This is a genomic window from Streptomyces sp. NPDC033229, assembly GCF_055576875.1.
Window position 1 is genome coordinate 24,844 of sequence record NZ_JBVIQR010000026.1, and the last position, 12,851, is coordinate 37,694.

Sequence of the window (12,851 nt, forward strand, 5' to 3'; positions counted from 1 at the left end):
CCGACTGCTCGGATGTCCGCGAGGGCGTCGTATGCCGACTGAGGGCTGGCGGTGTAGGCACCGAAGGCGGCTGCCCCGGACTCGATGATCTCCAGCAGCCGGTCCTGGGCGGTCAACGCCGGATGGCCTGCGGGCAACCGAAGCGTTCTGGTCTTGGTGAGGTCGAAGCCGCAGCCACCGGAAAATGCTCTGCTCGGTTGTGAAGGGGGATTGCCGCAGATGCCCGGCTGGGGAACGACCCGGCCGGAACGGGGTCGCTCCCGCTGGACTCGCCCGCAGTTCGGGCAACAGTCCGCGAGCAGGCGACGGTGGCCAGGGCAGGGTAGATCCTGGTGATGTCGTCGGGGTCCACCTGGAACGGCCAGCCGTTCTTGAGCGGCTTGTCGTATGGGCTCTTGACGTTGCGGTAGGCATCGAGCGCGGGTCCGTTGTAGCGGCGGCGGTCGATCTCGACACCGTAGTGCTGGATCGTGCGCCACCTGGTCTCAAGGAACTCGAACGCGAGGTTCGAGTCCCGCGGGGCCTCGATGTAGCCGGCCCTCGCTATGCCGTGCTCGAACATCTTCGCCGGGGACATCCTCATCCCGGGCAGGCCCGGGTCGAGGAGACCGGAGTGGGGTCGGCAGTGATAGACCACCGCGGTCCACTCACGGATGATCGCCTCCAACTCGTCCAGGAAGAAGAACGCATCGTCCTCCGGCCTCTCGCCCCGGGAGTGGATGTCGGGCCCCTTGTAGCCGGGCAGGGCCTGCAGGAGGTCCTCTCGTAGGGTCCGGAAGAACCGCTCGACCGGGCCTTTGTCCCGGCCCGTCCGCAGCCGCGCAGGCTGGATCGAGATACCCATCCGGCGGCAGACGCTGGTCAAGTGCTCCGAGACGTAGACCTTGCCGTGGTCGACCACCAGCGTCTCCGGGACCAGGGCTGGCGACGCGAGCCCTGGACCGTCGGCCGCGTCGACGTCGACCAGCACCGTCCTGGGGATCCCATGCTCGGGCCAGACCGCATGTCGCGGCCAGTCCTTCCCCGCCGGCCGGGGCCGGAACGACTGGTAGAGCACTGCGCTGACGTCCACGGCCTTCGTCGACACCGGCGTGAGCCGGATCCCGGTGACGCAGCGGGTGTACCAGTCCATACCGATCGAGAGCTCGGCCTGGACCCATCGCAGCGTCAGTGGATCGAATGCGAACACGTCCAACCGGGTGGAGTCCATCAGTAGGTACTCGCCTGGTCTGGTCGGCCGCAGCTTGCCATAAGCGCTGTCCGGCCGGTCGGCGATGTCCCGGTTCCGCTTGGTGCTGAGCCGGAACAGCGGGTGCCGCCGCTCCAACTCCGTGAGCACGCGGTAAGCCGTGGCTTGGCTGGGCTGCGGTATGACGTCCGGACCGAACCGCGCGATCAGCCGAGCCTGAGTCCGGTCGATAACCATCTTGCGTGACGGCTTCGACTCCCCGGTGTGCTCGACCATGACTTCCAGCGCGGTCTCCACCCAACGGTCATCGGCCCTGCCGAAGGGCCGTGCCTGTGAACTTGTCCGCTGAACGAGGCCTGCCTCACCGTGTCGGCGGTAGTCGGCGACCCATCGTCGAACGGTGCGATCGGTGACCCCGAGTTCCGCAGCCTTCGCCACATAGCGGGCCTCCAGCGACAGCGTCGGTGTGTATGGAGCTCGCGGTTCGCCTTCACGCGCCAGTTCAGCGCTGCCGGACCGGTATCCCGTGAGAAGCTCCCGAACGTGCTCGGCACGCTCCAGGATCTGCCGTCTGTCGTCCTCGTCCAGCTGCCCCAGCACCACCGAGGCGATCTCCTCGGCATCGTCCGAAGACGGTCCCGGCCCATCGGGGATGAGGGTGGCCCGGTCGGAGAAGAGCAGTTCTCGCAAGGAGAGACGCAGGAGCCTGCCCTGACCGTCCTTGAGGACGACCTCGTTGCCGGCCGTGGTGGCAGCCATCTCGACCACCGCGACGGTCTCCCCGTCGTAGCGAAAGTGCGTACCGACGCCGACCCGCGCCCCCGCCCTGCTCACGCAGTCCTCCTCAGCACGCGCGCCGGACTGAATGGCCGGTCGAGATCCACCGTGAACTCGTGAGTCCACAGCAAGTGATAGACCGCAGAGCGGACTTGCTCCCCCGAGCACCCGGGCAAGCAGGCCACAGCGCGCTGCAAGGAGACTCCGTCGAGCTCAGCGCCACGGAGCTCGTCAACGAGCTCACGATCGAACAGCCACTCTCTGCGGTAGCCCGACAAGAAACGGATGTTCTCCAGCTCAACCGCAGGTGGCTCGCTCCAGACCTCGTACTTCCACCCCCTAAGCTCCACCGCCTCACGGGTCCAGCAGAACGTGAAAGCCACCTCCGGCTTGGACAACCGGTGCAATGGCTTCACATCCACGACCACAGGCCCCTCGTCGGTGACCAGGAGATAGTCCGGAATGTGCTTGCGCACAGCCCCGTCCACCTCGGCTTTGAGCAGAAATGGCTGGGCCACGATGCGCCGTACGGACGGATCGAAATCAGCGAAGAGGAGCCTCGCTAGTTCGAGGCGCGACTCGTAGATGACGTGGTCACGCATTGTGGCGGACCAGTAGGTGCCCGAGTAGTGCCGCTGGCCTCTGTACCAGCGGAAGGTCCGCCAGGGTGTCGCCGCCGCAAGCCCGTCGATCGAGGACCCAGCCCACTCCCGGTCCTCAACCAGCCTGCCGCTCGCGCTCCGCAGGCTCACGGTGATCGATGCCGCGCTCAGCTCTGCCGCCATGAGTCACCCCCAGATCGTCGGCAGCCTCCGCGAGCGCTACGTTCGCATCCGCCCGAGGCTCCTACGCCAGGCCTGCAGCAAGGTCACCCGAACGAGTGATGGCGGTGAACAGCGATTCTCAATCCCGTGTCAGTTCGGCCAGTCAGATGACATCGCGACTGAGAAAATGACACGGGATTTGAGAACCTACAGATCAGCCCGTCAGGCCCCCGCCATGTCCACGAAGCGGGAGTAGTGGCCCTGGAAGGCCACCGTGATGGTGGCCGTCGGACCGTTTCGGTGCTTGCCGACGATGATGTCCGCCTCACCGGCGCGCGGTGACTCCTTCTCGTACGCGTCCTCGCGGTGGAGAAGGATGACCATGTCGGCGTCCTGCTCGATGGAGCCCGACTCACGGAGGTCGGAGACCATCGGCTTCTTGTCCGTGCGCTGCTCGGGACCACGGTTCAGCTGCGACAGGGCGATGACCGGCAGCTCCAGCTCCTTGGCCAGCAGCTTGAGGTTTCGCGACATGTCCGAGACCTCCTGCTGGCGGCTCTCGGCGCGCTTGGCGCCACCGGCCTGCATCAGCTGCAGATAGTCGATGATCACGAGCTTGATGCCGGCGCGCTGCTTGAGCCGGCGGCACTTGGCCCGGATCTCCATCATCGACAGGTTCGGGGAGTCGTCGATGTAGAGCGGCGCGGTGGAGACGTCCGGCATCCGGCGGGCGAGGCGCGTCCAGTCCTCGTCGGTCATGGAGCCGGAGCGCATGTGGTGCAGGGCCACCCGGGCCTCGGCGGACAGCAGGCGCATCGCGATCTCGTTGCGGCCCATTTCGAGCGAGAAGATCACGCTCGGCAGGTTGTTCTTGATCGAGCAGGCGCGGGCGAAGTCCAGCGCGAGGGTGGACTTACCCATGGCGGGGCGGGCGGCGATGACGATCATCTGGCCGGGGTGCAGGCCGTTCGTCAGGGAGTCGAGGTCGGTGAAGCCGGTGGGGACGCCGGACATCTGGCCGCTGCGCGAGCCGATGGCCTCGATCTCGTCGAGCGCGCCCTCCATGATGTCGCCGAGCGGGAGGTAGTCCTCGCTGGTGCGCTGCTCGGTGACCGCGTAGACCTCGGCCTGGGCCTTGTTGACGATGTCGTCGACGTCGCCGTCGGCCGCGTATCCCATCTGCGTGATCCGCGTGCCCGCCTCGACCAGGCGGCGCAGCACGGCCCGCTCGTGGACGATCTCGGCGTAGTACTCGGCGTTGGCCGCGGTCGGGACGGACTGGACCAGGGTGTGCAGATACGCGGCGCCGCCGACGCGGGTGATCTCGCCGCGCTTGGTCAGCTCGGCCGCGACGGTGATGGGGTCGGCGGGCTCGCCCTTGGCGTAGAGGTCGAGGATGGCCTGGAAGACGGTCTCGTGCGCCGGGCGGTAGAAGTCGTTGCCCTTGAGGACCTCGACGACGTCGGCGATGGCGTCCTTGGAGAGCAGCATGCCGCCGAGGACGGACTGCTCGGCGTCGAGGTCCTGCGGGGGGACGCGCTCGAAGCCGCCCTGGGAGGAGGACCAGGAGCCGCTGTCGTCACCGCCGCGCTCGTGCTGCGCGGACTGGTCACGGCGGCCGCCGCCGTCGCCGCGGCGGGGGCGGGAGACCGGGAGCCGGTCGCCGGGGCCGGCGTCCGCCCAGGGGTCGTCCATGGGCTCGGGAATGCTCACCCTGCCACCTCCTCCCGTCCGCGACGCGGACCTCGCCGGGCCACTCTTTCTTACGGCACGGCTCTGACAATTAGGACGCCCGACTCCGGTAATGACGCGTCGAGTTCATCCCGGTCTCGCAAGGCTTCCGAGGCGGGAACAGACGCTGGGCGCCGGTCCACGGTAGGCCCGCGGGCACCGTCAGCCAATCTGGTTATCCACAGGGCATGTGGATGAAGGGCCCCATCCTGTGGAGAAGTCCGTGGAACCTGTGCACGGGGCGGGGGAAACCGCTGTGGACAAACACACAATCACTTGGCGCCCACCCCTCTGACCTGGGCATTTACCATCCACTGGCTGTTGAGGAGAAAAACTTTCCCGGCTGGCCGAAGATCACGACAAACGACGCAGAGAAGATCACCCGCAGCGGCGAACGGTAAGGGTCACAGATCAGTTGCACCGATTACCTGTGGAAGATTACATTGGAGCCCATGACCCAGGCCCACATACGCGACCGGCGCGGCCTCCGCCGGCACGACCGCGAGATCGTCGCCCTGGCCGTGCCGGCCTTCGGCGCCCTCGTCGCCGAGCCCCTCTTCGTGATGGCCGACAGTGCCGTCGTGGGCCATCTGGGCACCCCGCAGCTCGCCGGGCTCGGCGTCGCCGCCGCGCTGCTGACCACGGCCGTCAGCGTCTTCGTCTTCCTCGCCTACGCCACCACCGCCGCCGTCGCCCGCCGCGTCGGCGCCGGGGACCTCCCGGCCGCCATCCGCCAGGGCATGGACGGCATCTGGCTCGCCCTCCTGCTCGGCGCCGCCGTCATCGCCGTCGTCCTGCCCACCGCCCCCGCGCTGGTGGACCTCTTCGGCGCCTCACCGACGGCCGCCCCCTACGCCACGACCTATCTGCGCGTGAGCTCGCTCGGCATCCCCGCCATGCTCGTCGTGCTCGCCGCCACCGGCGTGCTGCGCGGCCTGCAGGACACCAGGACCCCGCTGTACGTCGCCGTCGGCGGCTTCACCGCCAACGCCGCGCTCAACGTCCTCCTCGTCTACGGCGCCGGCCTCGGCATCGCCGGCTCCGCCTGGGGCACGGTCATCGCCCAGTGCGCCATGGCCGCCGTCTACCTCGCCGTCGTCGTACGCGGCGCACGGCGTCACGGCGCCTCGCTGCGCCCCGACGCCGCCGGCATACGGGCCTGCGCCCAGGCGGGGGTGCCGCTGCTCGTCCGCACCCTCTCGCTGCGCGCGGTCCTCATGATCGCCACAGCGGTCGCGGCCCGGCTGGGCGACAACGACATCGCCGCCCATCAGATCGTGCTGACCCTGTGGAGCCTGCTCGCCTTCGCACTGGACGCCATCGCCATCGCGGGGCAGGCGATCATCGGCCGTTATCTGGGGGCGGACGACCCCGACGGAGCACGCGCCGTCTGCCGCCGCATGGTCCAGTGGGGCATCGGCGCGGGCGTGGTGCTCGGTCTGCTGGTCGTGGTCTCACGACCGGTGTTCGTCCCGCTGTTCACTTCCGACCCGGCCGTACGGGACGCACTGCTTCCCGCGCTCCTGGTCGTGGCGATCGGCCAGCCCATCGCGGGCGTCGTCTTCATCCTGGACGGCGTCCTGATGGGCGCCGGCGACGGCCCTTACCTCGCCTGGGCGATGCTGCTGGTCCTCGCCGCGTTCGCGCCCGTCGCGCTGCTCGTCCCCACGTTCGGCGGCGGGCTGACGGCACTGTGGTGGGCGATGACGCTGATGATGACGGTCCGCATGCTGACCCTGTGGACCCGCACCCGCTCCGGCCGCTGGCTCGTCACGGGCGCGGTGCGGTAGCGCTGCGGTGAAGCGGTAGCGCTGGGCGAGCGAGGTGACCACAGCACCCCGCGACGGGCCCGTGGCCCTGCCCTGCCGGCCGCCCACCCTCCGGCTGGGCGCGGCTCCCGCGTCCGGGCCTTCTCGTATCGCCACGGCGTGATCGGCGACGACGCCACCACCGCAGGAGGGAAACGACCCTACGGTTGCGTCCCGTCCGGCGCGCCTGTCGCAGCGCCCCCAACGGCGAAGGGCCGCACCCCCGAGGGGGTGCGGCCCTTCACATCGACTCAGTCGAGCGCAGCGATCAGGCGGCGACGACGTCGATGTTGACCTTGGCGACAACGTCGGCGTGCAGACGCACGGTCACCTGGTGCGAGCCCAGGGTCTTGATGGGCGAGCCCACCTCGACACGACGCTTGTCGACCTTCGGGCCACCCGAAGCCTCGATCGCCGCAGCGATGTCGGCGGGGGTGACGGAGCCGAACAGACGGCCGGCGTCGCCGGCGCGGGTGCCAAGGTTGACCTTGACGCCCTCGAGCTGACCCTTGACCTCGTTGGCCTGCTCGATCGTCGCGATCTCGCGGATCTTGCGACCACGACGGATCTGCGCGACGTCCTTCTCGCCACCCTTGGTCCAGCGGATCGCGAAACCACGCGGGACCAGGTAGTTGCGAGCGTAACCGTCCTTGACGTCAACGACGTCACCGGCGGTGCCGAGGCCAGAGACCTCGTGGGTGAGGATGATCTTCATTTTTCGGTCACCCTTCCCTTATCGCGCGGACGAGGTGTAGGGCAGCAGCGCCATCTCACGGCTGTTCTTCACGGCCGTGGCGACGTCACGCTGGTGCTGAGTGCAGTTGCCGGTCACGCGGCGGGCACGGATCTTGCCGCGGTCGGAAATGAACTTCCGCAGCATGTTCGTGTCCTTGTAGTCCACGTAAGCGGTCTTGTCCTTGCAGAACGCGCAGACCTTCTTCTTAGGCTTGCGCGGAGGCGGCTTCGCCATTGTCTCTCTCCTGTGTGATCAAGAAGTTTTTGTGCTGTCGCCCCTCGGACCACGAGGGTCCGGGCCCTTGCGGACCTAGAAGGGCGGCTCGTCCGAGTAGCCGCCGCCGGAGTTGCCGGAGCCGCCGCCCCAGCCACCGCCGCCGCCGCCCTGCTGGCTGCCGGACGGAGCACTGGTCGCCCACGGGTCGTCGGCGGGAGCACCGCCGCCACCCTGCTGGCCGCCGCCGGAGCTGTTGCCCCAGCCGCCGCCCTGCTGGCCACCACCGCCGCCGCCGCCGAAGCCACCCTGGCCACCGCGACCCGCGGTCTTGGTGACCTTCGCCGTGGCGTTCTTCAGGCTGGCGCCGACCTCTTCGACGTCGAGCTCGTAGACCGTGCGCTTGACGCCCTCGCGGTCCTCGTAGGACCGCTGCTTGAGCCGGCCCTGCACGATGACGCGCATGCCGCGCTGAAGCGACTCGGCGACGTTCTCCGCCGCCTGCCGCCACACCGAGCACGTGAGGAAGAGGCTCTCGCCGTCCTTCCACTCGTTGGTCTGGCGGTCGAAGGTGCGGGGAGTGGACGCGACGCGGAACTTCGCGACCGCCGCACCGGACGGGGTGAAGCGCAGCTCGGGGTCGTCGACGAGATTGCCGACGACCGTGATGACGGTCTCGCCTGCCATGGATGAACCTCTCGGCGGGTGTGCTGCTGGCTGCTTGCTACTCGTTGCGATGCAGCCCGATTACCTCTGAACCGCTGGGGTTCAGTGGGTCTCGGGACGGAGGACCTTGGTCCGGAGGACCGACTCGTTCAGGTTCATCTGGCGGTCGAGCTCCTTGACGACCGCAGGCGTGGCCTGCAGGTCGATGACCGAGTAGATGCCCTCGGGCTTCTTCTTGATCTCGTACGAGAGACGACGACGGCCCCAGGTGTCGACCTTCTCGACCTTTCCGTTGCCCTCACGGACGACGGAGAGGAAGTTCTCGATCAGCGGGGAGACAGCTCGCTCCTCGAGATCGGGGTCGAGGATGACCATCACCTCGTAGTGACGCATGTGGAACCCACCTCCTTTGGACTCAGCGGCCACGGTCGTTCCGTGGCAGGAGGGTCGTGATGCGTGAACAACGGTATCGGCCGACACTGACAATCAGCGGAAGTCCCTGGGTCGCCCCTGGAGACCGAAGCTGGTCTGGGCAGACACCGGTGCAGACGGTACACAGTACCCGCACTCCGGCTTCCGGTTGAAATCCAGGCGCCCGGCACCGCAATCTGGACCCATCGGGTGTGACCGGCGCTACAGTGCGCCGCCTGCCTACAGGAGGTATCCCCATGGCACAGGATGCTCGACCGCAACAAGGCCCCCGCTCGCTGCTCGCTTCCGTGCTGAACAGCGACGGCAAGGCCCATCCCGTCGAGAACACCTTGGTCGCCGTGACGGTCGTGCTCGGCGCGATCGCCTTCATCTCATCGGCCTTCCACCATCTGCACCTGCTCAGCTCCTGGTCCGGTCTGGTCGGCATCCTCACCGGGGCCTGGGGACAGTTCATCTCGGCCACGACGGGCGAGCGTTTCCTGTTGATCATCGGACTCGGTGCCGCTGCCATCGGCTTCTTCCTGGGCATGGCGCACGGCGGGCTCTTCGGCGGCGTCCTCGGATAGCCGCAGGGCCGCGCCGACCCCTGGGGGTCCCGCCCCGCCCGTATCCGCACTCCGGGTACAGGCGCGGGCGCACAGAGCCATGCGGCAGTACGCCCAACCGGGGCGCTCCCCTGTCGCAGTAGGCTTCGGCGCGAGAGCCGGAGCCCCGACCCTGGGGACACACCTGCCGAGGAGCGCCCCGCATGAGCCTGACCCTGAGGACCATTAGCCGTGAGCAGCATCTGGCGTACATCCAGAGTCTGCCCGCGGCCAGCCACATGCAGGTCCCGGCCTGGGCGGACGTAAAGGCGGAGTGGCGCTCGGAAAGCCTGGGCTGGTTCGACAAGACCGGCCGGCTCGTCGGCGCCGGTCTGGTCCTGTACCGCCAGCTGCCCAAGATCAAGCGATACCTGGCCTACCTGCCCGAGGGCCCGGTGATCAACTGGTTCTCCCCGCACCTCGACGACTGGCTGCGGCCCATGCTGGCCCACCTGAAGCAGCAGGGTGCCTTCTCCGTGAAGATGGGCCCGCCTGTCGTCATCCGGCGCTGGGACTCCAATGCCATCAAGTCCGGCATCGCCGACCCCGACGTCAAGCGTCTGCGGGACGTCGAGGCCACCCACATCGAGCCCCGCGCCTTCGAGGTCGCCGACCAGCTGCGCCGCATGGGCTGGCAGCAGGGCGAGGACGGTGGCGCCGGCTTCGGTGACGTCCAGCCGCGCTACGTCTTCCAGGTGCCGCTGGAGAACCGCTCGCTGGAGGACGTCCACAAGGGCTTCAACCAGCTGTGGCGACGCAACATCAAGAAGGCCGAGAAGGCCGGCGTCGAGGTCGTCCAGGGCGGTTACGAGGATCTGGCGACCTGGCAGCACCTGTACGAGATCACGGCCGAGCGCGACAAGTTCCGCCCGCGTCCGCTCAGTTACTTCCAGCGCATGTGGACCGCCCTCAACACCGAGGACCCCAACCGCATGCGGCTGTACTTCGCCGTGCACGAGGGCGAGGCGGTCGCCGCGGCGACGATGCTGATCGTCGGCGGCCACGTCTGGTACTCCTACGGCGCCTCCGCCAACCACAAGCGCGAGGTCCGCCCGTCGAACGCGATGCAGTGGCGCATGCTGCGCGACGCCTACGCCCTCGGGGCGAGCGTCTACGACCTGCGCGGCATCGGCGACTCCCTCGACGAGAGCGACCACCTCTTCGGCCTCATCCAGTTCAAGGTCGGCACGGGCGGGCAGGCGGCGGAGTACCTCGGCGAGTGGGACTTCCCGCTCAACAAGCTGCTGCACAAGGCCCTCGACATGTACATGTCGCGCCGCTGATCCGCCGGCCCGGCCGTCCGCCGGGCCACGGGGCAACGCCGTCAGACACACGACCACGTCACACAGCAGACTCAGCGAAAGGTTCCGGGACCGGCCATGGCGCTCACGCTCTACGTCGACACCGCGCGTTGGCGGGCACACCAGCAGACCGTCCTTCAGCAGTTCCCGGGGATCGTCCCGGTCTGCAAGGGCAACGGCTACGGCTTCGGCCACGAGCGGCTGGCCGACGAGGCCGCCCGCTTCGGGACGGACATACTCGCCGTCGGCACGACCTACGAAGCGGCCCGCATCAAGGACTTCTTCAGCGGTGATCTGCTGGTGCTGACGCCGTTCCGCCTCGGCGAGGAGCCGGTGCCGCTGCCCGACCGGGCCATCCGGTCGGTCTCCTCCGTCGACGGCGTGCGCGGCCTCGTGGGCGCCCGCGTCGTGGTCGAGGTCATGAGCAGCATGAAGCGCCACGGCATCAGCGAGGAGGACCTTCCCAAGCTGCACGCCGCCATCGAGGACGTGCGCCTGGAGGGCTTCGCCATCCACCTCCCGCTGGACCGCACCGACGGCACCGACGCCGTCGGCGAGGTCATGGGCTGGATGGAGCGGCTGCGCAACGCGCGGCTGCCGCTGCACACCATGTTTGTCAGCCATCTCAAGGCCGATGAACTCGCCCATCTGCAGCAGCAGTTCCCGCAGACGCGCTTCCGCGCCCGCATCGGCACCCGGCTCTGGCTCGGCGACCACGACGCCACCCAGTACCGGGGTGCTGTCCTGGATGTCACGCCCGTGGCCAAGGGCGACCGCTTCGGCTACCGCCAGCAGAAGGCGGCCGGCGACGGCTACCTGGTCGTGGTGGCCGGCGGCACCTCGCACGGCGTCGGCCTGGAGGCCCCGAAGGCGCTGCACGGCATGATGCCGCGCGCCAAGGGCGTCGCCAGGGCCGGACTCGCGACGATGAACCGCAACCTCTCGCCCTTCGTCTGGGCGGGCAAGCAGCGCTGGTTCGCGGAGCCCCCGCACATGCAGGTCTCCATCCTGTTCGTGCCCGGCGACGTCCCCGCCCCCCAGGTCGGCGACGAACTGGTGGCCCACCTGCGGCACACCACCACCCAGTTCGACCGGCTGCTCGATCACTGATCCCCCCCCTGATGCGGGGGCCGGAGCCGCGTGACTACGGTTCGCGGCTCGCGGCACCCCATTGGACACGTGTGCCTTCGCGCGTCTCCGCGTGCCGAGCCCGGCGCGCGGAGCCGAGGACGAATATGTCCGGGGCCCCGTCCAGCACACCGCCCGAGGGATCGTCCGAGCCGTCCCGCCGGACGACGTCCCGCTCCGGCAGCAGGATGTCGCGCACGACGACCGCGCACAGATACAGCGTGCCCAACAGGTGCAGCACGATCGCCAGTTGATAGCCCTCCAGGGGAAGCCCCTGGTGCTTGTCGCCGCTCCCCGTGTAGGCCAGGTAGAACCAGATACCGAGGAAGTACAGCACCTCGCACGCCTGCCAGATGAGGAAGTCACGCCACTTCGGGCGGGCCAGCGCCGCGAGCGGGATCAGCCACAGCACGTACTGCGGCGAATAGACCTTGTTGGTCAGGATGAAGAGCGCCACCACCAGGAAGACCAGCTGCGCGAAGCGCGGCCTCCTGGGCGCGTACAGCCCGAGCACTCCCAGGCCCAGGCAGCCGAGGATCATCAGCAGCGTCGCGTAGGTATTGGCGTCCTCCAGCGGATTCCCGGTGCGCTGGGAGATGAAGAGCCAGACCGAGCCGAAGTCGACCGGCCGCTCCTGGCTGAAGGTGTAGAACTTCGCCCACCCCTCGCGGATGTGGAAGCCGCTCGCGTCGTGCGTCAGCATGACCGGCAGGTTCACCACCAGCCAGGCCCCGACCGCGCCGGACACGGCCTTCAGGAACGCCCGGTGGTGCCCGGCCCGCCAGCACAGGATGAACAGCGGCCCGAGCAGCAGCGCCGGATACAGCTTCGCCGCGGCGGCCAGACCGATCAGGAGGCCCGCTCCGAGGGCCCGCCCGCGTGACCACATCAGCATCGCGGCGGCCGTGAGGGCGACCGCGAACAGATCCCAGTTGATGGTGGCCGTGAGGGCGAAGGCCGGCGCGAGAGCGACCAGCAGCGCGTCCCAGGGGCGGCGGCGGTGCGTCCGGGTCACACAGAGGGCGATCACCGCGGTGCAGGTCATCAGCATGCCGGCGTTGACCAGCCAGTAGAGCTGCTCGCGGTGCTGGATGCTCCCGCCCCCCGGCGTGAGCCGGGCGGCGATCTCCATGAACAACCCGGTGAGGACCGGGTACTCCAGATAGTCCATGCCACCGGAGACGGTCTGCGGGATCTTGTCGAAATACGGGATGAGCCCGAGATCGAACCCGCGGCCGCTGTAGAGGTGGGGGATGTCGGAGTAGCAGGCGTGGGTGTACTGGGTGGTGGCGCCGAAGAACCAGCCGTAGTTGTAACAGGGCAGCTTCTGCACCATGCCGAGCGCGAACATGCCGAGCGCGACGAGCGCGATCACCCGGACCGGCGTCCACCAGCCCAGGCCGGTCAGGGCACGCCGCCCGGCCGGCCCGCCGATGAGCTCACTGCCGGCGGCGGCCACCTCGTCCTCGACGGTGGGCCGTACCTGCTCCTCGTCCCGCACGCTCCTCATGCGCACATCCTG

At 68.6% G+C, this 12,851-nt stretch carries 12 protein-coding genes; 4 read left to right on the forward strand and 8 right to left on the reverse strand.

Annotated features, from left to right (window positions below; genetic code table 11):
- Nucleotides 1-112: 112 nt before the first annotated feature.
- The 3 genes from ACZ53N_RS22560 to dnaB form a co-directional block, all read right to left on the reverse strand.
- Nucleotides 113-2,023: a helix-turn-helix domain-containing protein gene (locus ACZ53N_RS22560; RefSeq protein ID WP_469142626.1), complete on the reverse strand. Its 1,911-nt coding sequence runs from the start codon at nt 2,021-2,023 to the stop codon at nt 113-115.
- Entirely contained in the window at nt 2,020-2,751 is a 732-nt protein-coding gene (locus tag ACZ53N_RS22565; RefSeq protein ID WP_469142627.1) for a TnsA-like heteromeric transposase endonuclease subunit, read from the reverse strand. Before ACZ53N_RS22565 ends, ACZ53N_RS22560 begins: the two co-directional genes overlap by 4 nt.
- A 201-nt stretch (nt 2,752-2,952) precedes the next feature.
- Entirely contained in the window at nt 2,953-4,443 is a 1,491-nt protein-coding gene (gene dnaB, locus ACZ53N_RS22570) for a replicative DNA helicase (RefSeq protein ID WP_469142628.1), read from the reverse strand.
- A 470-nt stretch (nt 4,444-4,913) separates the two neighbouring features.
- Here dnaB and ACZ53N_RS22575 point away from each other — a divergent pair, with 470 nt between their 5' ends.
- Nucleotides 4,914-6,251 (forward strand): MATE family efflux transporter, encoded by a 1,338-nt coding sequence (locus ACZ53N_RS22575; RefSeq protein ID WP_469142629.1) that lies wholly within the window; start codon nt 4,914-4,916, stop codon nt 6,249-6,251.
- Between the two features lie 286 nt (nt 6,252-6,537).
- Here ACZ53N_RS22575 and rplI read toward each other — a convergent pair whose 3' ends face one another.
- From rplI to rpsF, 4 genes are all read right to left on the reverse strand, one after another.
- The gene (gene rplI / locus ACZ53N_RS22580; RefSeq protein ID WP_184734814.1) at nt 6,538-6,984 is read right to left on the reverse strand and encodes a 50S ribosomal protein L9; all 447 of its coding nucleotides are present in this window, start codon (nt 6,982-6,984) and stop codon (nt 6,538-6,540) included.
- 18 nt (nt 6,985-7,002) lie between these two features.
- Complete coding sequence (gene rpsR / locus ACZ53N_RS22585) at nt 7,003-7,239, reverse strand: 30S ribosomal protein S18 (protein WP_004950692.1); 237 nt, start codon at nt 7,237-7,239, stop codon at nt 7,003-7,005.
- A gap of 75 nt (nt 7,240-7,314) precedes the next feature.
- A complete protein-coding gene (locus ACZ53N_RS22590) occupies nt 7,315-7,905 on the reverse strand; it encodes a single-stranded DNA-binding protein (RefSeq protein WP_130878562.1) in 591 nt (196 codons plus the stop codon).
- Between the two features lie 81 nt (nt 7,906-7,986).
- Nucleotides 7,987-8,277, reverse strand: coding sequence for a 30S ribosomal protein S6 (gene rpsF, locus ACZ53N_RS22595; RefSeq protein ID WP_058045341.1), 291 nt, complete (start codon nt 8,275-8,277; stop codon nt 7,987-7,989).
- 275 nt (nt 8,278-8,552) lie between these two features.
- On the opposite strand from rpsF, the gene ACZ53N_RS22600 reads away from it, so the two are divergent.
- From ACZ53N_RS22600 to ACZ53N_RS22610, 3 genes are all read left to right on the forward strand, one after another.
- A complete protein-coding gene (locus ACZ53N_RS22600; RefSeq protein WP_469142630.1) occupies nt 8,553-8,882 on the forward strand; it encodes a hypothetical protein in 330 nt (109 codons plus the stop codon).
- A 182-nt stretch (nt 8,883-9,064) separates the two neighbouring features.
- Nucleotides 9,065-10,183 (forward strand): lipid II:glycine glycyltransferase FemX, encoded by a 1,119-nt coding sequence (locus tag ACZ53N_RS22605; protein ID WP_130878564.1) that lies wholly within the window; start codon nt 9,065-9,067, stop codon nt 10,181-10,183.
- A gap of 96 nt (nt 10,184-10,279) precedes the next feature.
- On the forward strand, nt 10,280-11,311 hold the full coding sequence (locus tag ACZ53N_RS22610) for an alanine racemase (protein WP_469142631.1): 1,032 nt from the start codon (nt 10,280-10,282) through the stop codon (nt 11,309-11,311).
- Nucleotides 11,312-11,345: 34 nt separating this feature from the next.
- On the opposite strand, the gene ACZ53N_RS22615 is transcribed toward ACZ53N_RS22610, so the two are convergent.
- A complete protein-coding gene (locus ACZ53N_RS22615; protein ID WP_469142632.1) occupies nt 11,346-12,839 on the reverse strand; it encodes a glycosyltransferase family 87 protein in 1,494 nt (497 codons plus the stop codon).
- Between the last annotated feature and the right edge of the window lie 12 nt (nt 12,840-12,851).